The sequence below is a fragment of the Streptomyces sp. NPDC127119 genome, from assembly GCF_042677425.1.
Taxonomy (GTDB): Bacteria; Actinomycetota; Actinomycetes; order Streptomycetales; family Streptomycetaceae; genus Streptomyces.
Genome location: NZ_JBHXTO010000122.1, coordinates 1 through 22,247 on the forward strand (window position 1 = coordinate 1; position 22,247 = coordinate 22,247).

At 71.9% G+C, this 22,247-nt stretch carries 21 protein-coding genes and 1 pseudogene; 9 read left to right on the forward strand and 13 right to left on the reverse strand.

What is annotated here, in order from left to right:
• Positions 1-116: 116 nt before the first annotated feature.
• A complete protein-coding gene (locus ACFVH5_RS34395) occupies positions 117-812 on the reverse strand; it encodes an HAD family hydrolase (protein WP_385837596.1) in 696 nt (231 codons plus the stop codon).
• A gap of 19 nt (positions 813-831) precedes the next feature.
• A complete protein-coding gene (locus tag ACFVH5_RS34400) occupies positions 832-1,308 on the reverse strand; it encodes an Lrp/AsnC family transcriptional regulator (protein WP_385837598.1) in 477 nt (158 codons plus the stop codon).
• Between the two features lie 252 nt (positions 1,309-1,560).
• Between ACFVH5_RS34400 and ACFVH5_RS34405 the strand changes: the two genes are divergently transcribed.
• The 3 genes and pseudogenes from ACFVH5_RS34405 to ACFVH5_RS34415 all read left to right on the forward strand — a co-directional run bounded on the left by ACFVH5_RS34405 (position 1,561) and on the right by ACFVH5_RS34415 (position 5,272).
• Positions 1,561-3,048: an FUSC family protein gene (locus ACFVH5_RS34405; protein WP_385837619.1), complete on the forward strand. Its 1,488-nt coding sequence runs from the start codon at positions 1,561-1,563 to the stop codon at positions 3,046-3,048.
• Between the two features lie 201 nt (positions 3,049-3,249).
• A pseudogene (locus ACFVH5_RS34410) lies at positions 3,250-4,118 on the forward strand (aldo/keto reductase).
• 107 nt (positions 4,119-4,225) lie between these two features.
• Positions 4,226-5,272: a lactonase family protein gene (locus tag ACFVH5_RS34415; protein WP_385837599.1), complete on the forward strand. Its 1,047-nt coding sequence runs from the start codon at positions 4,226-4,228 to the stop codon at positions 5,270-5,272.
• 147 nt (positions 5,273-5,419) lie between these two features.
• On the opposite strand, the gene ACFVH5_RS34420 is transcribed toward ACFVH5_RS34415, so the two are convergent.
• From ACFVH5_RS34420 to ACFVH5_RS34435, 4 genes are all read right to left on the reverse strand, one after another.
• Entirely contained in the window at positions 5,420-6,343 is a 924-nt protein-coding gene (locus ACFVH5_RS34420; protein ID WP_385837600.1) for a sirohydrochlorin chelatase, read from the reverse strand.
• A 119-nt stretch (positions 6,344-6,462) separates the two neighbouring features.
• Entirely contained in the window at positions 6,463-7,470 is a 1,008-nt protein-coding gene (locus tag ACFVH5_RS34425) for an N-acetylglucosamine kinase (RefSeq protein ID WP_385837620.1), read from the reverse strand.
• 89 nt (positions 7,471-7,559) lie between these two features.
• Positions 7,560-8,237 carry a uracil-DNA glycosylase gene (locus ACFVH5_RS34430; RefSeq protein WP_384799269.1) on the reverse strand — a complete coding sequence of 226 codons (678 nt, stop codon included), beginning with the start codon at positions 8,235-8,237 and terminating at the stop codon, positions 7,560-7,562.
• Between the two features lie 186 nt (positions 8,238-8,423).
• Positions 8,424-9,509, reverse strand: coding sequence for a WD40/YVTN/BNR-like repeat-containing protein (locus ACFVH5_RS34435; RefSeq protein WP_385837601.1), 1,086 nt, complete (start codon positions 9,507-9,509; stop codon positions 8,424-8,426).
• 224 nt (positions 9,510-9,733) lie between these two features.
• Between ACFVH5_RS34435 and ACFVH5_RS34440 the strand changes: the two genes are divergently transcribed.
• Both ACFVH5_RS34440 and ACFVH5_RS34445 read left to right on the forward strand, forming a co-directional pair.
• On the forward strand, positions 9,734-10,303 hold the full coding sequence (locus tag ACFVH5_RS34440; protein ID WP_384799263.1) for a hypothetical protein: 570 nt from the start codon (positions 9,734-9,736) through the stop codon (positions 10,301-10,303).
• A gap of 91 nt (positions 10,304-10,394) precedes the next feature.
• On the forward strand, positions 10,395-11,141 hold the full coding sequence (locus tag ACFVH5_RS34445) for an SDR family oxidoreductase (protein WP_385837603.1): 747 nt from the start codon (positions 10,395-10,397) through the stop codon (positions 11,139-11,141).
• 60 nt (positions 11,142-11,201) lie between these two features.
• On the opposite strand, the gene ACFVH5_RS34450 is transcribed toward ACFVH5_RS34445, so the two are convergent.
• Complete coding sequence (locus ACFVH5_RS34450; protein WP_385837604.1) at positions 11,202-12,281, reverse strand: NADH:flavin oxidoreductase/NADH oxidase; 1,080 nt, start codon at positions 12,279-12,281, stop codon at positions 11,202-11,204.
• Between the two features lie 138 nt (positions 12,282-12,419).
• Between ACFVH5_RS34450 and ACFVH5_RS34455 the strand changes: the two genes are divergently transcribed.
• The gene (locus tag ACFVH5_RS34455; protein WP_384799254.1) at positions 12,420-12,779 is read left to right on the forward strand and encodes an ArsR/SmtB family transcription factor; all 360 of its coding nucleotides are present in this window, start codon (positions 12,420-12,422) and stop codon (positions 12,777-12,779) included.
• On the opposite strand, the gene ACFVH5_RS34460 is transcribed toward ACFVH5_RS34455, so the two are convergent.
• Positions 12,699-14,204, reverse strand: coding sequence for a nucleobase:cation symporter-2 family protein (locus ACFVH5_RS34460; protein ID WP_385837605.1), 1,506 nt, complete (start codon positions 14,202-14,204; stop codon positions 12,699-12,701). The two genes, ACFVH5_RS34455 and ACFVH5_RS34460, sit on opposite strands and share 81 nt — an antisense overlap.
• A 160-nt stretch (positions 14,205-14,364) precedes the next feature.
• The gene (locus ACFVH5_RS34465; RefSeq protein ID WP_385837606.1) at positions 14,365-15,726 is read right to left on the reverse strand and encodes an FAD-dependent oxidoreductase; all 1,362 of its coding nucleotides are present in this window, start codon (positions 15,724-15,726) and stop codon (positions 14,365-14,367) included.
• A gap of 258 nt (positions 15,727-15,984) precedes the next feature.
• Here ACFVH5_RS34465 and ACFVH5_RS34470 point away from each other — a divergent pair, with 258 nt between their 5' ends.
• On the forward strand, positions 15,985-16,458 hold the full coding sequence (locus tag ACFVH5_RS34470) for a DUF6214 family protein (RefSeq protein ID WP_385837607.1): 474 nt from the start codon (positions 15,985-15,987) through the stop codon (positions 16,456-16,458).
• Positions 16,459-16,597: 139 nt separating this feature from the next.
• On the opposite strand, the gene ACFVH5_RS34475 is transcribed toward ACFVH5_RS34470, so the two are convergent.
• Positions 16,598-17,257, reverse strand: coding sequence for a DUF305 domain-containing protein (locus ACFVH5_RS34475; RefSeq protein ID WP_384799245.1), 660 nt, complete (start codon positions 17,255-17,257; stop codon positions 16,598-16,600).
• A 210-nt stretch (positions 17,258-17,467) separates the two neighbouring features.
• Here ACFVH5_RS34475 and ACFVH5_RS34480 point away from each other — a divergent pair, with 210 nt between their 5' ends.
• Entirely contained in the window at positions 17,468-18,970 is a 1,503-nt protein-coding gene (locus tag ACFVH5_RS34480; protein WP_385837608.1) for an LVIVD repeat-containing protein, read from the forward strand.
• On the opposite strand, the gene ACFVH5_RS34485 is transcribed toward ACFVH5_RS34480, so the two are convergent.
• Positions 18,958-19,683 carry a TetR/AcrR family transcriptional regulator gene (locus ACFVH5_RS34485; RefSeq protein WP_384799233.1) on the reverse strand — a complete coding sequence of 242 codons (726 nt, stop codon included), beginning with the start codon at positions 19,681-19,683 and terminating at the stop codon, positions 18,958-18,960. The genes ACFVH5_RS34480 and ACFVH5_RS34485 overlap by 13 nt on opposite strands.
• A 250-nt stretch (positions 19,684-19,933) precedes the next feature.
• Here ACFVH5_RS34485 and ACFVH5_RS34490 point away from each other — a divergent pair, with 250 nt between their 5' ends.
• Positions 19,934-20,179, forward strand: coding sequence for a DUF2630 family protein (locus tag ACFVH5_RS34490; protein ID WP_385837609.1), 246 nt, complete (start codon positions 19,934-19,936; stop codon positions 20,177-20,179).
• 36 nt (positions 20,180-20,215) lie between these two features.
• On the opposite strand, the gene ACFVH5_RS34495 is transcribed toward ACFVH5_RS34490, so the two are convergent.
• The gene (locus tag ACFVH5_RS34495; RefSeq protein ID WP_385837611.1) at positions 20,216-20,911 is read right to left on the reverse strand and encodes an HAD family hydrolase; all 696 of its coding nucleotides are present in this window, start codon (positions 20,909-20,911) and stop codon (positions 20,216-20,218) included.
• A 77-nt stretch (positions 20,912-20,988) separates the two neighbouring features.
• Complete coding sequence (locus ACFVH5_RS34500; RefSeq protein ID WP_385837612.1) at positions 20,989-22,224, reverse strand: epoxide hydrolase family protein; 1,236 nt, start codon at positions 22,222-22,224, stop codon at positions 20,989-20,991.
• Positions 22,225-22,247: the final 23 nt, after the last annotated feature.

Genomic DNA, 22,247 nt, shown 5'->3' on the forward strand with positions numbered 1-22,247 from the left:
GCCCCTGCTTTTCAGCCCCGCAGGCCCCGCAGGCTGCTTGGGGGCGCGGGGAACTGCGCGGCCCGCCCCCACCGGCCCGCAGCCGAACGCACCCAGCCGCCCTCACCCCCAACCCCTCAGACCGGCGGAGCCCCGCCCCCGAGCCACTCGTACGCCCCGCGAGCCGTGAACTCCCCCTGGCCGCCGCGGAAAAGCAACCCCGCCGTGGCGAACGCGGGATCCCCGGCCTGGGTCACGACATACGGCACGGCGATGCACCGCATCCCCGCGGCCCCCGCCGCCACCACCCCCGGCACCGCGTCCTCCACCACCACACAGCGCCCCGGCGTGACCCCCAGCCGCCGTGCGGCCTCAAGGAAGACGTCCGGCGCGGGCTTGCCGAGAGCGACCTCCTCCGCCGACACGACGACCCGCAGACGCTCGTCCAGCCCCGTGCCCGACAGGATCGCCTCGATGGCCGGCCGCGACGACCCCGAGGCCACCGCCATCGGGACCCCGTCACCGGCCAGCAGTTCCACGAACGCGCGCATCTCCGGGTACACCGGGGTCGACGCACGGGCCAGTTCCAGATAGCGCCGGTTCTTGTCGGCGAGCAGCACGTCGGCCGAGGCGTCGAGCCCGTACCGCTCCTTCCAGAGCGCGATCGTCTCCTGCGTGCTGATACCGACGTACCGCTCGTGGTCGGCCCACGTGAAGTCCGTGACGCCCTGCCCGGCGAGCGTCCGCCGGCCTGCCTCGTAGTAGTTCGGCTCGCTGTCCACGAGGGTGCCGTCGAGATCGAAGATGACCGAGATGCCGTCGAGATCGCTCATGCGACCAGGATGCCAATGATCAGCTCCGGGCCGAACGGCCGATCGACTCCACGAGCGGCAGCACCCGCTGCGGCACCCGTTCCCGCAGCGCCACCTCCGTCCGCGTACGGACGACCCCCGGCAGACTGATCAGCGCCTGGATCACGTCTTCGAGGTGGCCGTTGTCCCGTGCCACGACCCGCGTCAGCAGATCCCCGCCACCGGTGATCGAGAACGCCTCGATGATCTCCGGCACGGCGGCCAGCGCGTCCCCCACGTCGTCGAGATGCCCCTGGGTGACCTCGATGTGCACGAACGCGAGCACCGGGTGGCCCAGTGCGGCGGGGGAGAGCGAGGGGGTCGTCCCGGTGATCACACCGTCCCGCTCCAGCCGGTCGAGCCGCGCCTGCAACGTGCCGCGGGCCACCCCGAGGACACGGGCGTACTCGCGCACGCTGGTGCGCGGCTGCTCCAGGAGCAGCCGGAGGATACGGGTGTCGAGCTCGTCCACGGCCATGGTCCGTTGGTCTCCCTGTGGTCCGGAGTGATCATTCCCGACTGTACCAATGGCCCAGTGGATCAGAAGCCTGTTGAGCCATCGCCCCTCTCCTGCTTAACGTGGGCGTATCGATGGCGTCGTGAAGCGCCGGACGGCAAGGAAGCCGGACCGGACACACGGCGCCATTCCCATGCCTGTGGGCCGTGTCCGCAGGGCCACATGCTCAAGGTGTCGACGCGAAACGGGGGCGGGCAGCCGACGGTGAAGAAGATGTTCATGGCGCCGGACCCGGGCCTGGTACGGCTGCGGCTCTCGCTGCGCGCGGTGCTCGGCATCGGACTCGCGGTGGCCCTGTCGGAGCTCGCCGGACTCTCGCTGCCCGCCTCGATCACCGGGGGCCTCACCGCGCTCCTCGCGCTGTTCACCGTGGGCGACGCGACCGTGCGGGGCCAGGCGGTCACCACCGCCCTGCTGCCCGCCGTCGGCTTCCCCGTGCTCGCCGTCGCGGCCGTCCTGCACGCGGTACCGACCGTCCGCGACGCCGTCTGGCTGGCCGTCGTCCTCGGCGGGGTGTACGCCCGCCGCTGGGGCCCCCGCGGTCATGCGCTCGGCATCTTCGCGTTCATGACCTTCTTCATCACCCAGTTCCTGCACGCCGTCCCGGCCCAGCTTCCCCAGCTGTACGCCGCGATGTCCCTGTCGCTGGCCGCGTCCTCGGCCGTGCGGTTCGGCGCGTGGTGCATCGAGCGGCGCAGTCCGGTCCCGGCCGCGCCCGCGCCGCCCACCGGCCGCGGCCTCGCCCGGCCGACCACCCGCCAGGCCTTCCAGGCGACGGCCGCCTGCGCGTTCGCGATCGCCGCGGGCCAGATCCTGTCGCACGAGCGCTGGTACTGGGCCGTCGGCACCGCCTGGTGGATCTTCGTCAACACGTCCTCGCGCGGCGAAACCCTGGTGCGGGGCTTCCGACGGGTCCTGGGCACGGTCATCGGTATCGCCGTCGGCCTGGTGATCGCCGTTCCGCTGGACGGAGCCGGCGCCCCCACCGCGGGGCTCGTCGCGGTCTGCGTGTTCGGCATCTTCTACGCGGCCGCGGTGTCCTACACGTGGATGATGCTGGCCGTGACGGTGATGGCGGGTCTGCTCTACGGGCTGCTGGGGGTGCTCGATCCGGGGCTGCTCCTGCTGCGTGTGCTGGAGACGGGGGCGGGGGCGCTCGGCGCGGCGCTCGCCGTCCTGCTGGTGCTGCCGGTGACCACGCACGCCACGACCGACGCGTGGATCGAGCGGGCGCTGCACTGCGTCCACGCCTGCACCTCCGAGGCCGCCGCCCGTCTCGCCGGGTCCCCGACCGCCGACCCGGCCCGGTATGTCGCCGAGCTGGAACTGCTGTTGGGCCGGGTGCGGCTCTCGCTGGCCCCGCTGGTCCATCCGCTCGCCCCGCTGCGGGCCCGCAGGACGAGGGCCCGCCAGGTCGTCGAGCTGCTGGACCGGTGCGCACAGGAGGTGCGCGGCCTGGCGTCGATCGCCGCGGACCCCGACGCCTCCCACGACGAGCGGCTCGCCGCCGCCTGCCGGCGGGTGGAGGTCGCGGTGGAGGCCCTGACCGGGCCTGCCGCGGCCCGCGCCGGGATCGATGTGCCCGTTCCCGCGGCGCACCCCGCCGTCGGTGAGCAGGCGCTGACGCATCTGCACGGTCTGGAGCAGGCGCTGAAGGCACTCGCCGAGCCCTTGCGCAGCCGCCCCGTCACCGTCGCCTGACGACGCCCCGACCCCGTACGGGCCTGGCCCCGCCCGCCCGCTCGCTCCACCTCCGGCAGCCCGTACCGGCCGGCGGCCGACCGTTACGACCACCTCGCCTACCGCCGCGCCGGGACCTCGGGCCTGGCCCTGCCCGCCTTCTCCTTCGGGCTGTGGCAGAAGTTCGGCACCGACTACCCCTGCGGGACGCAGCGCGACATCGTGCTGCACGCCTTCGACCGGGGGATCACCCACTTCGACAACGCCAACCGCTACGGCCCGCCGCACCGCGCCGCCGAGAAGTTCTTCGGACAGGTGCTGCGCCGGGATCTCGCCCCCCACCGGACCGAACTGATCCTGTCGACCAAGGCCGGCAACCCGATCGGCCCCGGCCCCTACCAGCGGGGCGGCTCCCGCAAGTCACTGCTGACCCGCTCGACCAGAGCCTGCGCGACCTCGGCACCGACCACGTCGACATCTTCTACAGCCACAGCCCCGACCCCTCCACCCCGCTGGAGGAGACGGTCGGAGCGCTGGTGAGCGCGGTCACCTCGGGGACGGCGCTGTACGCGGGCATCTCCAACTACCCCGCCGAACGGGCCCACGAGACCGCCGTACTGCTGCGCCGGGCCGGAGTGCCGCTGCTCGTCCATCAGCCGCGCTACTCCCTCTTCGACCGGCGCCCCGAACGTGACGGGCTGATCGAACTCGCCGCCCGGGACGGCTTCGGTCTCGTCGTCCACAGCCCCCTGGCCCAGGGGCTGCTCACCGACAAGTACCTCACCGGCGCGGTCCCCACGAGCACCCGGGCCCGCAACAGCTCCTTCCTGTCACCGGACGTCATCGACGACACCTACCGGAAACGGGCAACGGCGCTCAACGAACCGGCCCGCGAACGCGGCCAGTCCCTGGCCCGGCTCGGCCTGCAGTGGGTCCTGCGGCTGCCGCAGGTCACCAGCGCACTGATCGGGGCGAGTTCGACCTGGCAACTCGACCACAACGTACGGGCGCTGGACTTCCCGCCGCTCACCGAGGAGGAACTCGCCCTGCTGGACCAGCACGGCGTCCACGGAACCGCCGTACACGCCTGAACGGCTACACCGCTTGGTCTAGGCCATTCGCTGCTACCGTCGCCCCCAGGAACCCGACAGGAACCGGAGAAGGGCGTGGTCATGACGTGGCACCGAGAGGGGACGCAGTGACGGACGGCGGCGGCGGACGGCAGCGACGGGCGTACATCGGCTCCTTCACGGCGGCGGGAGGCCTGGGCGTGCTCACCGCCGCCGTGGACGGGGACACCGGCGCGCTGACGCTGCTGAGCGCCGTGAACAGCGTCGCCGACCCCTCGTACCTGGCCCTGTCGCCGGGCGGGGACATGCTCTACGCGGTGAGCGAGACGACCCAGGGCGCGGTCGCCGCCTACCGGGTGAAGGGCGACGAGCCGTCCCTGGCCGGCCCGCTGGTACGGGTCGGCGGCAGCGGGCCCACGCATCTGAGCCTCTTCGACGGTCATGTCCTGACCGCCAACTACGGCTCCGGCAGTGTCAGCGCCCTGCCCGTGCGCCACGACGGGAGCCTCGGCGCGGTCTCCGGGGTGCTGCAGCACGAGGGCGCGGGGCCGCACACCCAGCGCCAGCAGGGCCCGCACGCCCACCACGTCCAGCCCGACCCGAGCCGCCGGTGGGCGGTGAGCGTCGACCTCGGTACCGACTCGGTCCGGGTGTGCGCGCTGCGCGACGGCACGCTCGCGCTGCACCGGGAGATCGCGCTGCGGCCCGGTTCGGGGCCCCGCCACCTGGCGTTCCACCCGGACGGCGAGCGCGCGTACGTCCTCAACGAACTGTCGCCGACCGTCACCGCCTGCCGCTGGGACGCCGTCAAGGGCGCGCTCAGGCCGGTGGGGGAGACCTCCGTGCTGGCCGACCTCCCGGACGGCGACGCCTACCCGTCCGGCATCGTCGTGTCACCCGACGGCCGCTTCGTGTGGACCGCCACGCGCGGCCAGGACGTCGTCTCCGTGCTCGTGCCCGGCGCGCCCGACGAGGGCCTGAAACTGGTCGCCACGGTCTCCTGCGGCGGCATCTGGCCGCGCGCCCTGACCCTGGACCCGACGGGCCGCTTCCTGTACGTGGCCAACGAGCGCTCGGGGCATGTCGCGTGGTTCTCGGTGGACCCCGACACGGGTGTTCCGCAGCGCGGCGGGTCGGTCAGGGCGCCCGCGGCGTCCTGCGTGGTGCTCGACTGAGCGATTCCACCGAGGGGCTGTCTAGGGGCCGCTGGAGGGACCCTGAAGGGCTCCCCAGGAGGCTCGGGAACCCCGAAGGGCCCGGCTCCGGAGACGGAGCGGGCCCTTCGGGGTTGGTGCCCTGTGCGGTACCGCCCGGTCGGCGCGTCAGCGGACCGGCGCGCCCTGCGGCTGCGGCGGCGCGATACCGAGCGCCGACGTGTACCTGGCCAGCGCCAGCTTGCCGATCGCCGGGTACGGGCCCAGCGCCTCGGCGGCGGAGCAGCCCGCCTCCTTGGCCGCCTCGTCGAGCAGACCCGGCTCCAGCTCGGGGCCGATCAGATACGGGGCGAGCGCCAGCTGCTGCGAACCGGAGTTGCGCAGCTGCTCGGCGGTGGCCGCGATCGAGCCTTCCTCGTCCAGCGCCGCCGCCATCACGGGCACGGCGAGTCTCGCGGCGAGCAGCATGCCGGTGATCCCGGCCGCCTGCACGGCCTCGTCACCGCCGACGGACGCGAGGATGATGCCGTCCGCGGCGGTCGCCACGGTGAACAGCCTGGCCCGGTCGGCGCGCGCCAGGCCCGCCTCGGACAGGCGCACGTGCAGCGCCTCGGCGAGCAGCGGGTGCGGGCCGAGCACATCCGTCAGGTCGGCCGCGACACGGCTGTCCATGACGGCCTGGCGGACGCGGCGCAGCAGCGCGTTGTCCGGGCCGGCGAGCAGCGGCACGACCACGGCGACGGGCCCGTCGGGCTCCACCACGTCCACGCCGGCCGCGCGGGCCTGCTCGAAGCGCTGAGCACGCTCCTCGGAGGCGTGCGCGAGCACCGTCTGGAGAGTGGGGAACTCGGTGTCGTCCCCGTCGAGGTACCCGATCCTGGCGTCGAGGCCGGGCAGCTCGGAGCGCGCGATGCTCACGACCTCCTCGACGAGGCTGCGGGTGGCGGTGCTGGGCGTGCCCGGCACCGCGAGGACGAGCGCGGGCGCGCCCTCGGGAGCCGCCAACGGTTCCGGCCGGCGGTGCCGACCGGGCTGGCGGGGTCGCGGCATTCGTACTGGCAGGCCGGACGCGGGCCCAGTGGGGGAGCTCATGGCGCCGAATGTTACTGGTTTCCGGGGCTCCCCTGTTCGGGGAGGGTGCAGGTGAGCGGTATCCGTCCGGTTTTGTCTGATGAGTTACGCGCGGAGCGATCTCCCTGGTTATCTGTGGATCACGGAGAGCGATCTTGTGAACGGTTGTCCGGGGCTCCCGCGGCGACCGAGAGGTCCCGTACGACGAGCAGCATGCTGTCGTCGCGCGGCAGCGTGAGCCGGTCGTCGGCGAGCTCGACGGCGATGCCGACGGCCCCGTCGAGGGGGTCGCCCGCGGCCGGTACCTCCCGCACGTGCGGCAGCCGCTCCGCCAGCGCGGCCCGCAGCGGTACGAGCAGGGGGTCGCCCATCCGGAACAGCCCGCCGGTGAGCGCGAGGCGCACCTCGCCCGCCCCCTCGGCCCCGCCGGGCGGCACGTCCGCCTCGGTGGGGCACACAGCGGCGGCCGAGTCGGCGATGTGCCGGGCCGCCGCGGCCAGGATGCCGAGCGCGGCCGGGTCGCCGCCGTCGGCGCAGGTGGCCACCTCGGGCGCGAAGGCCGCCAGCACGGCCGGCCGGTCCGGGCGCGGATAGAGCCGCCCCGGCACGGCCGGGGCGGAACCGAACACCGCCTCCACGCGGGCCAGGAGCGGCGCCGAACCGCCGGGCCGCCCGTCGTAGGCGCGCAGGGCCGCGTCCAGGCCGGCCTGGCCGATCCAGGCCCCGCTGCCGCTGTCGCCGAGCAGATGGCCCCAGCCGTCCGCCCTGCGCCACTCACGCAGGTCCGTGCCGATCGCGATCATCCCCGTACCGGCCGCGACGACCGCGCCCACCCGCTGCCCCAGCGCGCCCGTGTAGGCCGCGACGGCGTCGGCGACCAGCGCCAGCCGCCGCACGCCGAGTTCGCGGGCCAGTGCCGACGGCAGCTCGGCGCGCAGCGAGTCGCCCAAGGTGGTGAGACCGGCCGCGCCGACGGTGACGGCCCGGAGCGTGCCGACCCCGGTGTCGGCCATCAACTGCCGTGCCATCGGCAGCAGGTGCCCGAGCAGATGTCCGGCGTCGATGCCGCGTGGCCCGGTGCGCACCGGCTCCCCGGACGTCAGGGGAGCCGTGATCCGCCCCCCGTCGACGGCCAGGACGACCCGCATCCCCGACCCGCCGGAGTCCACCCCCAGCACACCGGACCCACCGCCCGTCCCACCGCTCGACCCGCCACCCGCCCCGCCGCCGGGACCGGTCACGGCAGCCGCCAATCCACCGGTGCGCCGCCCTGGCGGGTCAGCAGGTCGTTGGCCCGGCTGAAGGGCCGCGAGCCGAAGAAGCCGCGGTCCGCCGACATCGGCGACGGATGCGCGGACTCCACCGAAGGGAGGTCGCCGAGGAGGGGGCGGGCGTTGCGGGCGTCGCGGCCCCACAGGATCGACACCAGCGGTCTTCCCCGTGCGGCCAGGGCCCGGATCGCCTGTTCGGTGACCTCTTCCCAGCCCTTGCCGCGGTGTGCGGCCGGTTTGCGCGGGGCCGTGGTGAGCGCCCTGTTGAGCAACAGCACACCCTGCTGGGTCCAGGGGGTCAGATCGCCGTTCGACGGCGGGGGCAGGCCCAGGTCGGTGCTCAGTTCCCGGTAGATGTTGATGAGGCTGCCGGGCAGCGGCCGCACCTCGGGTGCGACCGAGAACGACAGCCCCACGGCGTGTCCCGGAGTCGGATAGGGGTCCTGGCCGACGATCAGGACCCGGACGTCGTCGAAGGGCTGTTGGAAGGCGCGGAGCACGTTCGAACCAGCGGGTAGGTAGGTGCGTCCCGCGGCGATCTCCGCGCGCAGGAAGTCCCCCATCTCCGTGATCCGTCCGGCCACCGGTTCGAGGGCTTTGGCCCAGCCGGGTTCGACAATCTCATGCAACGGTCGTGGTGCCACGGCGTCACCCTACTGCCGTACACGGGCCGTCGATCAACCCGAGGCCGCCGCATGCCCCGCGGTGACATGTGCGGTGCCACCGAAGGGTGTTGACGCCCCGCCGGGTGTCACGGCTCGGGCGACCGCCACCGGCCGGCCGTGCCGCGGACACCGGCCCCGCCGCCGACACCGGCCGTGTGCGGGGGCTCAATCGATCACCGCGGCCCGTACGCAGAGCACGTCCGGCAGGTGGGACGCCAGTTGCTGCCAGGTGTCGCCGTCGTCCGCCGAGGCGAACACCTCTCCGTTGCGGTTGCCGAAGTACACGCCCGCCGGGTCCGCGCCGTCCGTGCACAGGGCGTCCCGCAGCACCGTGCCGTAGTGGTCCTCCTGCGGCAGCCCCGCCGTCAGCGGCTCCCAGCTCCTGCCCGCGTCCGCCGTGCGGAAGACACGGCATCGGCGGTCCGCCGGGACCCGGTCGGAGTCGGCGTTGATGGGGAACACGTACGCGGTCTCGCCGCGGTGTGGGTGCGCCGCCGCGGCGAAGCCGAACGTGGACGGCAGCCCCTCACCGATGTCCGTCCAGTGCGCCCCGGCGTCGTCGCTGCGGTACACACCCCAGTGGTTCTGCAGATAGAGCCGGTCGGCCGTGGCCGCGTCCTGTGTGACCTTGTGGACGCACTGGCCGAACTCCGGGTCCGGATCGGGCAGGAACACCGCCGAGACCCCGGAGTTGGACGGCGTCCAGCTCTCCCCGCCGTCCTTCGTACGGAAGACACCGGCCGTGGACACGGCGACCGTCACCGCCCGCGGATCACGGGCGTCGGTCAGGATCGTGTGCAGGCCCTCACCGCCGCCGCCCGGCACCCACCGTGAACGGGTGGGGTGCTCCCAGAGCGGGCGGACGAGCTCGAAGGACTCGCCGCGGTCCGTCGAGCGGTACAGCGCGGCGGGTTCCGTACCCGCGTACACCACGTCCGGCTCGGCCGCCGCCGGGTGCAGTTGCCAGACCCGCTCCAGCGAGGCACCCGTGTCCTGGGGGAACTTGACGGCCGCCTTGGCCGGTTCGGTCCAGGTGCGCCCCAGGTCGTCGGAGTGGAACACCGACGGGCCCCAGTGCGCGCTGTCGCCTCCCACGAGAAGTCTCGGCACGTCACGACGGGTGTCGATCGCGACCGAGTAGACCGCCTGGGCGTTGAAGTACGGGCTGTCGTCGAACTCCCACGCGCCACCCCGCCGCCGCCCGACGAACAGTCCTTTGCGCGTGCCAACCGTGAGTAGAACCTCGGTCATGCCGATCCACCTCCGGACGTCGTTGTCTCAGATGTCGGCCAGTCTGCACCCCACCACTGACAGTCACCCCCGGACGGCATATCGGTGCAGGTCAGGGCGATTCCCAGCGGAGATCACCGGTGACTTCGCGACGCGCCGGGGATGTGGGGCAGGTCTCGTGAGCAACCGGGCCGCCGCTCGCGTATGGGAGGGGGTCCTGTGTGCGCGTGTGGAGAGGGGCCCCGATGGCGGCTTTGCGTGGTCCGAGGGCGTTGCTGTGGCGATGGTGGCCCAATCCGCTGCGGCGGCGCAGCGACAGGATCGAGGCCTGGACCATGCTCGCCGTCGGGCTGCTGGCCGTGCTCGTCGGAACGCTCGGGGGCCTGTGGGCGACGCGGTCGGTCGAGCTGAATCTCGCGCGGGAGCGGGCCGAGTGGCGTCCCGTGACCGCGGTGCTCACCGAGCGCGCGCCGGGGACGGCCTCCGGTTCCGAACAGGTGTGGGCCGAGGTCCGCTGGCCCGCCGCGGACGGGCCCGCCCACCGGGGGCAGACCCGGGTCGAGCCGGGCAGCGCGGCGGGGACCCCGGTCACCGTGTGGACCGATCTCCAGGGGCGTATGGTCACCCGGCCCGCCACGGAGGCCCAGGCGAGCCTGCGGGCGGGACTGATCGGGGTCCTGGTGGGCACGACCGCGGCGCTCGTGCCGCTCGCGGGCGGACGGCTGGTCGCGGAGCGCCTGCAGCGGCAGCGGCTCGACCAGTGGGACACGGAGTGGGAGCGGGTCGGCCCCCAGTGGAGGTGGAAAACCGGCTGAGGCCGCGCCGGCTGTCACAGATCCGGACCCTGCCCGGTCAGCATGGTGAAGCACGTCCGATTCCGACGGACGAAACCGGAAGGGTCTCACCATGAAGTTCGTAGTGATCGGCGGTACCGGCCTCATCGGGTCGAAGCTCGTGGACAGGCTCCGCGCGGACGGCCACGACGTCCTCCCGGCCTCCCCGAACACCGGCGTCAACAGCATCACCGGAGAGGGACTCGACGAGGCGCTGAAGGGCGCGGAGGTCGTCGTCGACGTGTCGAACTCGCCCTCCTTCGAGGACAGCGCGGTACTGGAGTTCTTCCGCATGTCCACGGGCAACCTCGTGACGGCCGAGGCCGCGGCGGGCGTGGGACACCATGTCGCCCTGTCGGTCGTGGGCAGCGACGCGCTGCCCGCCTCGGGCTACCTGCGCGCCAAGGTCGCCCAGGAGGAGCTGATCAAGGAGTCCGGGATCCCGTACTCCATCGTGCGGGCCACGCAGTTCTTCGAGTTCGTGAAGGGCATCGCGGCCGGGTCCACCGAGGGCGACACCGTCCGGCTGCCTTCCTCGCTGCTCCAGCCCCTCGCGTCCGACGACGTGGTCGCGGCGGTCGCCCGGGTCGCCGTGGCGGCTCCCCTGAACGGCACCACCGAGGTGGCGGGCCCGGAGGAGCTGCACCTCGACGCGTTCGTCCGTACGGGTCTGGCGGCAGAGAAGGACCCGCGCGAGGTCGTCACCGACGAGTCCGTCGGCTACTTCGGCGCGAACCCCCAGGGACGCGAACTGCTGCCCGGCCCCGGGGCCCATCTCGCCGAGACCCGCTTCGCGGACTGGCTCGACAGCCGGCGGTAGTCCCCGACCGGCCACGGACCCGGGGTCGCGGATTCCGAAGGACCCCGGGTGGCGGGCCCGTCAGACCGAACGGTGGTACTGGTCCGGAACGTGCACGGAGTCCCCGAGTTCGCGGGCCGCGTGCCGGGCCCACGAGGGGTTGCGCAGCAGTTCCCGGCCGAGCAGCACGGCGTCCGCCTCGCCGTTCGCGAGAATCTTCTCGGCCTGCTCCACCTCGGTGATGAGACCGACGGCGGCGACGGCCATGGAGGTCTCGTCCTTGATGCGGGCGGCGAAGGGGACCTGGTAGCCGGGCCCGACGGGGATGCGTACACCGGCCGCGTTGCCGCCCGTGGACACGTCGACCAGGTCGACACCGTGGGCGGTCAGGTCGGCGGCGAGACGGACCGTGTCGTCGGCCGTCCAGCCGTTCTCCTCCAGCCAGTCGGTGGCCGAGATACGGAAGAACAGCGGCTTGTCGTCGGGCCACACCTCGCGCACGGCGTCGACGACCTCCAGGGCGAAGCGCACCCGGTTCTCGTACGAGCCGCCGTACGCGTCCGTGCGCCGGTTGGAGTGCGGGGAGAGGAACTCGCCGATCAGGTAGCCGTGCGCGCCGTGCACCTCGGCGATCTCGAAACCGGCGTCCAGCGCCCGCCGTGCGGCGTCGGCGAACTGGCCGACGACCTCGCGGATCCCGTCCACCGTCAACTCGGTCGGCACGGGGTGGTTCTCGTCGAAGGCGAGCGGGCTCGGTGCGACCGCCTGCCAGCCGTGCGCGTCGGGTCCGACCGGCGCGCCGCCCGTCCAGGGGCGGTCCGTGGAGGCCTTGCGGCCGGCGTGCGCGAGCTGGATCGCCGGGACCGTGCCCTGCGACACCAGGAAGCGCGTGATCCGCCGGAACGCCTCGACCTGGGTGTCGTTCCAGATGCCCAGGTCGTACGGCGAGATCCGGCCCTCGGCGCTGACCGCGGTGGCCTCGACGATGATCAGGCCCGTCCCGCCGGCGGCGCGCGCCCCGTAGTGCTGGAGGTGCCAGTCGTTCGGCGCGCCCACCTCGGGGCCCTCCGGCGCGGCCGAGTACTGGCACATCGGCGGCATCCAGACCCGGTTCGGGACGGTCAGCTCGCGCAGGGTGTAGGGCTCGAAGAGCGCGCTCACGGCGGACTCCAATCATGGCGGGGCGGGGTGGTCGACTCGTACGATAAGCATCGTACTACGGTGGATGTCAAACTACGAGAGTTCTCGTACAATGGGGAACTCCGGGGAGACCTCCGGACCCGACGTACTGGAGCCGCCGTGACGATCGCCGCCCCGACCGGCAGCAGCCGCGATCTGCCGCACCCGCAGCGGGCGGAGATCCGGCTGGAGGCCGTGCTGCACGCGCTGTCCGACCCGCTGCGGCTGCAGGTCGTGCGGGAGCTCGCCGCCGACGGCGACGAGCTCTCCTGTTCGCACTTCGACCTGCCCGTCACCAAGTCCACGACCACGCACCACTTCCGGGTGCTGCGCGAGGCCGGGGTGATCCGGCAGATCTACCGGGGCACCGCCAAGATGAACGGGCTGCGCCGGGACGACCTAGACGGTCTCTTCCCGGGACTTCTCGACAGCGTCCTCGCCGCGGCCGCCCGTCAGGCCGTCCGGCTCGGGGGCCGCTGAACCGCCCTGCGCGGGAATCCCGGGTACCTCCGGACCACCCGCCTCTGTACCACGCGCCTCCGAACCGTCGACCTCTGAACCGTCCACCTGTGAACCGCCCTTCGGGCCGAGGTGGTTGAAGAGGAGGTTCAGTGCGATCGCCGTGAGGCAGCCCGCGCTGATCCCGCTGTTCATCACCGTCTGGAACCAGTCCGGGAACTTCTCGTACACCGTTGGTACGCCGACCGGCAGCATGCCCACGGCCACCGAGACGGCCACGACCGTCAGGTTGTCGTTGCCCTTGAAGTCCACCTGGGCCAGGGTCCGCAGGCCGCTCGCGGCGACCGTGCCGAACATGACCAGACCGGCGCCGCCGAGCACCGGAGCCGGTATCGCCGCGACCACCGCGCCCAGCTTGGGCAGCAGGCCGAGCAGGACGAGGATGCCGCCCGCGACGGCCACGACCCAGCGGCTGCGGACCCGTGTCATGCCGACGAGGCCGACGTTCTGCGCGTACGCCGTGTACGGGAAGGTGTTGAACACACCGCCCAGGACCGTGGACAGGCCGTCCGCGCGCAGCCCGTCGGCCAGCGTCCGGGGCTCGATCCTGCGGTCCGTCATCTCGCCCACCGCGATGAAGTCACCCGTCGTCTCGGTCATCGTCACCAGCGCCACGACCAGCATCGACGCGATCGCCGACGCCTCGAAGGCGGGGGCGCCGAAGTGAAACGGCGTGCTGATACCGAGCCAGTGCGCGTCCCCGACCCCGCCGAAGTCCGTGAAGCCGAACGGGACCGCGACCGCGAGACCCACGACGATGCCGATCAGTACCGCGATCCGGCTCAGGAACGCCGGCGCGAACCGCTGTACGCCGAGCACCACCGCGAGCACGAAGGCGGCCAGCGCCAGGTTCTCCGGCTCACCGAAGTCCGCCGAACCCGCTCCGCCCGCCGCCCAGTTGCCGGCCACCGGCAGCAGCGAGAGCCCGATGATCAGGATCACCGTGCCCGTGACGAGCGGTGGGAAGAACCGCAGCAGCTTCCCGAAGACCGGCGCCAGCAGCATGATCGCTAGACCTGCGACGATCACCGAGCCGTAGATCGCGGGCAGTCCGCCGCCGCCCGTCCCGATCAGCACCATCGGCGACACGGCCGCGAAGGTGCACCCCTGCATGATCGGCAGCCGCACCCCGAACCGCCAGAAGCCGACGCACTGGATGAGCGTCGCGATGCCGCACACCAGCAGGTCCGCGGTGATCAGGTACGCGAGGTCCGCGGGCGACAGCTTCATCGCGCTGCCGACGATCAGGGGGACGGCCACGGCGCCCGCGTACATCGCGAGGACGTGCTGGAGGCCGAACGCGGCGAGTTTGTGGACGGGTGGGATCTCGTCCACCGGGTGCACGGGGTGCACCTGCCGTGCGGGCTCCGGAACGGGGGATGTCATGGGCATGACTCCTGGAGTGGCGGGGAGGGGGGCTGTCCGTGACCGTACGGGGGTTAAACAGAATGTTGATTTCAGGGGTGTTGCCGGTTGGTGTCCTGCCCGGAGGGGTTGTTCGTCGCCTGCGGGCCGGTGGGGGTCGGCCGCGCCGTTCCCCGCGCTCCTAAAGGGGCTGGGCCGCATCCATCAGTGCCTGCCAGTCGGGGAGTTTGACCACGTGCCTGCCCAGGGACGCACCCAGGGCCGCCTCCGCCCGTTCGATGGACTGCCAGCCCGACCAGTCCACCGGACGCAGGCCCTCGGCCCGCAGGGCGGCGAGCGGGTCGGACGGGATCTCACGCTGTACGAGGGCGGGGGCGTCCTCCAGGAGCGAGGTCACTGTCTCCTTCGCGCAGGGGCGGTTCGTGCCGATGACGCCCGTCGGGCCGCGCTTGATCCAGCCGGCCACGTACTCCCCGGGCGCGACCGAGCCCGCCCGCAGGACGCGGCCCGCGAGATGCGGGACCGTGCCGCGGTCCGCGTCGAACGGCAGGCCCTCCAGCGGAACCCCGCGGTAGCCGACCGAGCGCAGGACCAACTGGGCCTCGATGTCCTCGTACCGCCCCGTGCCCGTCACGCCGCCGAGGCCGTCCGGGACGGTCCGTTCGAAGCGGACCCGGCCCACGCGCCCGTCGCCGTCCGGGAGCAGCGCGACCGGCCGCAGGAAGAAGCGGAGCCGGATCCGCCGGGAGCCGACGGCCCGCGGACGCTCGGCCCACCCGCGCAGCACCTCGACGTTGCGTCGCTGCGCGGCGGGCAGGGCGGACGGATCCAGGTACGCCGGATCGAGCGCCAGCTCCGCCGGATCCACGAAGACCTCGGTGTCCGGCAGGCCGCCCAGTTCCCGCAGTTCCTTGGTGGTGAAGCGGGCCTGCGATGGGCCGCGCCGGCCCACCATCTGGATCTCCCGCACCTGGCTGGCGGACAGCGCGTCGAGTGCCGCCTGGGGCATGTCGGTCGGGCTCAGTTCCGCGGCGCCGCGGGCCAGGATGCGGGTCACGTCCACCGCCACGTTCCCCACGCCGATGACGACCGCCGCCCGCGCGCCGGCCACGAAACCGCCGGCCCCGAACCTGTCGGTCACGACGTCCGGGTGCGCGCTGTACCAGGACACGAAGTCGGTCGCCGACCAGCTGCCCGGCAGCTCCTCGCCCGGCACGCCGAGATGCCGGTCGGTGGCGGCGCCCACGCAGTACACGACCGCGTGGTAGAAGTCCCGGAGCCGGGTGGCGGGCAGTCCCTCCGGGCCGATCCGGACTCCGCCGAGGAACCGCACCCGCTCGTGTTCCAGGACCGTACGCAGCGTGCCCTGCAACGACTTGATCTTCTCGTGGTCGGGCGCCACGCCGTAGCGCACCAGGCCGTACGGGCACGGCAGCCGGTCCAGCACATCGACCCGGATCCCGGGCACCAGCTCCTGCTGGACGAGACCCTGCGCGGCGTACACCCCACTCGGCCCCGAACCGACGACGGCGACCTGCAGCACGGCACAACCCCTTCCCCGAGGAGAACGAGAAGCTCGCTGGCGCTTCCAGCATCGCATCGCACCGCGCGTCGGGGGAGGGGCGGGAACGGGCCGGGATGCGGTCGGAAGGCGGCCGGGGCGAGGCGCTGCGCCGACCGTGTGCCGCGCGGACCCCTCGCGCGTGCCTGGCCGCAATGAATGTGATCATGCGGTTACGTTGAGTATGTGCTGGAAACATCCTTTCTTAATCTTTCTGATCGTGATGAGCCGGACGGGGCGGTGTCCGTACGGCGCGCCTGGGAAGTGCGGGAGAACGACACCGCCACGACGTGGTGCAACGTCCGGCTGAGTTTCGCCGACGGCGCCGGTGTCGACCTGCTCGCGGCGGTGTGCGAGGGCGGCGTCGCCGTCGAGGACGTACGGGCCCGGCCCGCGCTCTCCCTCGACGACCTGGCCGTGCTCGCCGACTGGATCGAGGGGCCGCTTCTTGAGGCGTGCGGGGGCGCGCCCGTGGTGGCGGGCGCCGTGGGTGGTGACGGGAGCCCCGAAAAGCGGCACGCGCGCCCTGCGCTGCCGCGCGGTGTCGAGAGCCGCCGCCTGGTCGCCGGGGAGTATCTGGCGGCCCAGCGGGCGGGGCGGGATCCGGTGCTCGCGGTGATGTCCGCGACGGGGTACAGCCGGCGGCGGTCGCTCAGGTTGATCGCGGGGGCGCGGGATGCGGGGCTTTTGGCGCCGCGGCATGTTCGACGCTGACGCCATCTGGTTCGGGCGGCGTCCGAGGAGGGGCGGTTGCTTGTCGCCCGGGTGCGGGTGCGTCGTGGCTGGGCGCGCAGTTCCCCGCGCCCCTTGAGGGGCGCCCCTGCGGGGCTGCCCCTCCTGCGGGGCGGGCGTGTCACATCTCGCGCATCCTGCTGATCTCGCTCGTCTGTTGGGCGATCACGTCGTCGGCCATTTCGCCTATCTGGATGTTGTTGCCCTGGGAGAGGACGTCCGTCGCCATGGTGATCGCGCCGTTGTGATGGGTGATCATCAGTGTCAGGAAGAGTTCGTCGAACGCCTTGCCCTTCGCCGCGCGCAGCGTCTTGAGCTGCGCCTCGGTCGCCATGCCGGGCATCACGTCGTGGTGGTGCTCCCCGGACCCCTTGGCGTCCTTCTTGTCGCCGCCGTGGTTCTTGAGCCAGGCCTTCATCGTCTCGACCTCCGGGCCCTGTGAGGCGGCGATCCGTTCGGCGAGGCGTTTCACCGGCGTCGACGAGGCCTGCTTCGGGGCGAGTTCGGTCATCACGATGGCCTGGGTGTGATGCTCGATCATCATCCGGGCGTAGTCGAAGTCCGCGGAGTTGGGGGTGTCGTCATCGGAGCGCTGCTTCGCGGCGTCCGCGGCGGAGAGCGTCTCGGCGGCCTCGCCCGGCTTGCCCGGCGCGATCACCGAAGGGCCCGTGTCCGGCGCTGACTTGGCCTCGTCGTCGGAGCCCGTGCAGCCGCCGAGTGCGAGAACGGCGGCCGTCACGGACGCCGTGATCAGACGGCGGGACGTACGGCGAGCGAGCACAGTGACCTCCTGTGGCACATGAATCGGCAGACATCTGACGAGTACGGACACCTTGTGAGTGTCGATGACCGTCCTAGCACGCTTCCGCGCGCCAATGATCAAAAACATTCATTACGAATGCGTTGCCACCTGTTGATCTGTGCATGATGAAGACGATACTGCGGTGGTACCTGAACCGTTCGACTGCGAACGGCTACAAGGGAGGACGCAGTGACCCTGTTGAACAATCACCGAACGCGGCGCAGACGTCTGGGAGTTGCCGCCACCGCGGCCGGCCTGCTGGCCGCCCTGCTCACGGCAGGACCCGCGGTCGCGACCCCCGACCCCGGGGACGCTCCGGTGACTTCGGAGAAGGTCTCCAAGAGCGAGGCGGCCGAGGCGCGAGCGGCGATCGCGAGCGGCGAGATACCCGGGCAGGACGAGATCGTCCACTCGGACAACATCCAGCACCTCGCGAACATCCCCAAGGACGCGTTGCCCGGCACCAACTCGGACCTCGCCTTCCAGGGCAAGTACGCGTTCGCCGGCAACTACGACGGCTTCCGCATCTTCGACATCAGCAACCCGAAGGCCCCGAAGACGGTCTCCCAGGTGCTCTGCCCGGGTTCGCAGAACGACATCACCGTCTCCGGCGACCTGCTCTTCCTGTCGACGGACTCCTCGCGCAGCGACAACTCCTGCAGCAGCACCACGCAGCCCGCGACCGAGAAGTCCTCCTGGGAGGGCATGAAGGTCTTCGACATCAGCGACAAGAAGAACCCGAAGTACGTCGCCGCCGTCGAGACCGCCTGCGGCTCCCACACCCACACGCTGGTGCCGGAGCGCAAGAACGTCTACATCTACGTGTCCTCGTACTCGCCGAGCGCCACGTTCCCCGACTGCCAGCCGCCGCACGACGGCATCTCGATCATCAAGGTGCCGCGCAAGGCGCCCGAGAAGGCCGCGGTCGTCAACTTCCCCGTCCTGTTCCCCGGTGAGGGCCCGGACGGCGGCGGCAACCCCGGTGGCCCGACCAACCCGGGTGTCTCCAAGACCACCGGCTGCCACGACATCACCGTGCTGCCCTCCAAGGACCTCGCCGCGGGCGCCTGCATGGGTGACGGCATCCTGTTCTCCATCAAGGACCCGGAGAACCCGAAGATCATCGACCAGGTCCAGGACAACGTGAACTTCGCGTTCTGGCACTCGGCGAGCTTCAACCAGAAGGCCAACAAGGTCGTCTTCACGGACGAGCTGGGCGGCGGCGGTGCGGCCACCTGCAACGAGACCGTGGGCCCGAACCGCGGCGCGGACGGCATCTACGACATCGTCGGCAAGGGCGACAAGCGCAAGCTCGTCTTCAAGAGCTACTTCAAGATCCCGCGCCACCAGGCCGACACCGAGAACTGTGTCGCCCACAACGGCTCGCTGATCCCGGTCAAGGGCAAGGACATCATGGTCCAGGCCTGGTACCAGGGCGGTATCTCCGTCTGGGACTTCACGAACTCCTCGAAGCCCAAGGAGATCGCCTTCTTCGAGCGCGGTCCGCTGAGCACCACCACCATGGTGACCGGCGGCTCCTGGTCCGCGTACTACTACAACGGCTACATCTACTCGAACGACATCGCCAAGGGCTTCGACGTTCTGAAGATCGATGACCGTCGTACGGACCCGGCGAAGAAGAACCGGCTGGACGAGCTGAACGTCCAGACGCAGCCGGACTACTTCGACTGACCGGCCGCGTCCGTCTCCTGGTTCGCCACGCCACCGTGACCGCGACCTTCTTCCGGCTCGCGGCTCCCGGGAGCGAAGAACCGTGAGAGATCCTCGGGATACGTCCCGCCGGGTGCTTCGGCGCCCGGCGGGGCACCCCGCTCCCACTCCAGCCCGTACCGCCTGAACAACTCGGCCCGCAGCACCGGCACCGGCATCGGGACCCCGGGCACCAGGGCCGCGTACACCGCGCCCATCAGCAGCGCCCGCAGCATCGGGTAGTCGGCGGCCGTGTCCGGTGAGCCGTAGCGGGACATGGTGTCGCTCAGCAGCTCGGCCAGCCGGCGCTGCTCAGGACACTGCTTGAACCCCTCGCCCTGCAGGATGCCCGCCATGTGCTGGCGCATCACGACCGGATGGTCCCGGGCGAGGCCCAGAATCGCGTCGATGGCCCGTGCCATCCGCTCCTGCCCGTCCTCGGTGCGCGGCTCGCGCTCCAGCGCCTCGTCCAGCGTGCGGTGCATCAGCCGGTGCACGGCGGACTGGACGAGCAGGCGCTTTCCGGGGAAGTAGTACGAGACGAGACCCCGGGCGGAGCCCGCGCGGTCCGCGATGTCGCCCAGCGTCGTGGCGTCGTATCCGCGCTCGCCCACGAGCTCCAGAGCCGCCTGCAGAAGCCTCTCGCGGGAACGTCGCCGCAACTCTTCATTGACCGATGCGCTGCGAGGGGACATCCTATGTACTCCTGCGTTGACTGGCTGCCAGCCAACTATACTCAGCGCGTCCGGGCCGGTCCCCTCGGGGATCACTTCCGGGCTGCCGTCCGTCCGGGGCGACGCGGGGGATCGTCCCGGGCGGTCGGTAAGGAACCGGCGTGCCCCCCCCGTGCGGCGGCTGCCAGGGGGCCGGCCCGCCGTTCGGCGCTGTCGCCGAGCCTTCGTCCGCTGCTTACAGTGGGCAGGAGTGCCGAGGAGGCGTACACCCATGGATCAAGAGCAGATCCTTGCGAGGATCACGGCGATGGTCGACGACGAACGCGTACTCCGGGACGCCCTCGCGTCCGGGAAGATCGACAGCGCGACCGAACACGAGCGGCTCGGCCGGCTGGAGCGCGACCTCGACCAGTGCTGGGACCTGCTGCGGCAGCGGCGCGCGAAGTCCGAGTTCGGAGAGAACCCGGACGACGCGCGCGTACGGCCGTCCTCGCAGGTCGAGGGCTATCAGAGCTGAGGAACGGCCCGAGGGCCGGTGCGGCGCCGACGGCGATCAGGTGCGGATCAGGTCCAGCACCGGCCGCAGACCGTTCGGCCGGTCGGTCACCGGCAGATGGTCGACGAAGTGCACCCCGCATCCCAGGGCCGCCGCGCCGCCGTCCGCCTGCCGGTCGTCCCCGACCATGAGCGTGTCGCGCGGATCGGCGCCGAGCGCGTCGCAGGCGGTCGCAAACAGCCGGGCGTCCGGCTTCTGGACGCCGTGCTCGTACGACAGGACGTAGGCGCCCACGTACGCGTCGAGGCCGTGCTCGCGGAACACGGGCCGCAGATCCCAGCCGATGTTGCTGACCACCCCGATCGCGACCCCGCGGTCGCGCAACGTGTGCAGTACGTCGATCGCGTCGGCGTACGGACGCCAGGCCGCCGGGCTCATGTGCCGGTCGTACAGCGCGTCGTACAGCTCCGCGGCGGGCAGCGCCACCTGGCGGCTGGCTCCCGTGTACGCGGCCCGGTGCGCCTCGGCGCTCTCGTCGCGGATGCCCCACAGCGCGGTCAGCTCGGCCGGCACCGGCCCCCTGTGCGGCGCCCCGCCGGGCAGCGCGCCCGCCGCCTCCAGTTCCTTCGCGGTCCGGAGCAACTCCTGCTCCGGCAGCGCCGTCCCGGCCTCGGCCAGTACGGTGCGCAGCCAGTTCTCGGTGGATTCGATACGGAAGAGGGTCCCGGAGAAGTCGAACAACACGGCAGCCATGCGGGGGAAGTTACCCACACCGCGGTCCGGATATGTCCTCCCGTACTCCTCCGCCCCAGGTCAGAGCGGTGCCGTCGTCAGGGTCTGCGGCCCCGGAAGGTGCGGCGCAGGTCGTTCACCCAGGCGTCGGGGTTCTCCCACGGGATGAAGTGACCTCCGTGGTCATGAGCGTTGACGTTGACGTGGTTGAACCAGGCGGCCTGCGGGCCGGTCTCGAACGCCCGGACGCGTTCCTCGGCGGTGTGGACGCCGGGCGGGTTCTCGTAGGTGACGAAGGTCAGGCCGACCGGGGCCTCCACCACCGGGGTGCGGTCGTGGGCGGGGGCCCACGGGTGCCGGTTGGCGTTGGCGTAGTAACGCATCGACGTGGCGATGGAGTTGTTCACCCAGTAGATCGTCGCGTGGGTGAGCAGGTCGTCCCTGGTGAAGACGGACTCGACGTCGCCGCCGTTGTCGCTCCAGGAGTTCCAGCGCTCCAGCAGCCAGGCGAGCAGCCCGGCGGGCGAGTCGCTCAGCCCGTGGGCCAGGGTGGCGCCGTCGAGCATGTGCACGGTGAGGTGGGACGCCGAGCGGTGGTCCAGCTCGACGAGGCGGGCGCGGACCTCGGCGGGCTGGTCGTCGGTGAGGGGCCGGTTCCGGGCGAAGTCCCAGGCGCGGGGGCCGGTGAAGAAGTCCAGCGGCAGCCCGGAGCCGATGTGGATGCCGTACAGCTCGTCGGCGTACTTGTGGCCGAGCTGGCTGGTGACGATCCCGCCGATGTCACAGCCCCCGGCGGCGTACTTCTCGTAGCCCAGGGTCTCGGTCATCAGGGTGTGCCAGAGGTCGGAGACCTTCCAGAAGTTGACGTCCGGAAAGCCCGTGAGCGGGCCCGGGAAACCGAAGCCGGGCAGGGACGGCACGATGACGTCGAACGCGTCTGCGGGGTCACCGCCGGACGCGGCCGGGTCGGCGAGCGGGCCGATCACCTTCGACCAGTGCCAGAACGTCCACGGCCAGCCGTGGGTGAGGATCAGCGGGACCGGGCGGGGGCCGCGGCCCGGCTTGCGCATGAAGTGCACCGGGACACCGGCGACGTCCACGCGGTAGTGCTCGTGGACGTTGATGGCGGCCTCGGCCCTGCGCCAGTCGTAGCCGTCCCGCCAGTGGGCGACCAGCTCACCGAGGTAGCCGGCCGGGACGCCGTACGACCAGTCCTCGTTCCCCTCGTCCAACGGCGGACGGGTCGACGCGAGACGGGCGCGCAGGTCGTCGAGCACCTCGTCGGACACGTGGATCGGGGTGGGCTCCAGGGGGAAGGTGCGTGCAGTGGTCATGGCATGGGTCCTATGGGTCGGGC

Excerpts from the sequence above, each read along its gene's own strand:
- ACFVH5_RS34395 (WP_385837596.1), bottom strand. The coding sequence starts at position 812 with ATGAGCGATCTCGACGGCATCTCGGTCATCTTCGATCTCGACGGCACC.
- ACFVH5_RS34400 (WP_385837598.1), bottom strand. The coding sequence starts at position 1,308 with ATGGCCGTGGACGAGCTCGACACCCGTATCCTCCGGCTGCTCCTGGAG.
- ACFVH5_RS34405 (WP_385837619.1), top strand. The coding sequence starts at position 1,561 with ATGTTCATGGCGCCGGACCCGGGCCTGGTACGGCTGCGGCTCTCGCTG.
- ACFVH5_RS34420 (WP_385837600.1), bottom strand. The coding sequence starts at position 6,343 with ATGAGCTCCCCCACTGGGCCCGCGTCCGGCCTGCCAGTACGAATGCCG.
- ACFVH5_RS34425 (WP_385837620.1), bottom strand. The coding sequence starts at position 7,470 with ATGCGGGTCGTCCTGGCCGTCGACGGGGGGCGGATCACGGCTCCCCTG.
- ACFVH5_RS34435 (WP_385837601.1), bottom strand. The coding sequence starts at position 9,509 with ATGACCGAGGTTCTACTCACGGTTGGCACGCGCAAAGGACTGTTCGTC.
- ACFVH5_RS34440 (WP_384799263.1), top strand. The coding sequence starts at position 9,734 with ATGGCGGCTTTGCGTGGTCCGAGGGCGTTGCTGTGGCGATGGTGGCCC.
- ACFVH5_RS34445 (WP_385837603.1), top strand. The coding sequence starts at position 10,395 with ATGAAGTTCGTAGTGATCGGCGGTACCGGCCTCATCGGGTCGAAGCTC.
- ACFVH5_RS34460 (WP_385837605.1), bottom strand. The coding sequence starts at position 14,204 with ATGACATCCCCCGTTCCGGAGCCCGCACGGCAGGTGCACCCCGTGCAC.
- ACFVH5_RS34485 (WP_384799233.1), bottom strand. The coding sequence starts at position 19,683 with ATGTCCCCTCGCAGCGCATCGGTCAATGAAGAGTTGCGGCGACGTTCC.
- ACFVH5_RS34490 (WP_385837609.1), top strand. The coding sequence starts at position 19,934 with ATGGATCAAGAGCAGATCCTTGCGAGGATCACGGCGATGGTCGACGAC.
- ACFVH5_RS34495 (WP_385837611.1), bottom strand. The coding sequence starts at position 20,911 with ATGGCTGCCGTGTTGTTCGACTTCTCCGGGACCCTCTTCCGTATCGAA.
- ACFVH5_RS34500 (WP_385837612.1), bottom strand. The coding sequence starts at position 22,224 with ATGACCACTGCACGCACCTTCCCCCTGGAGCCCACCCCGATCCACGTG.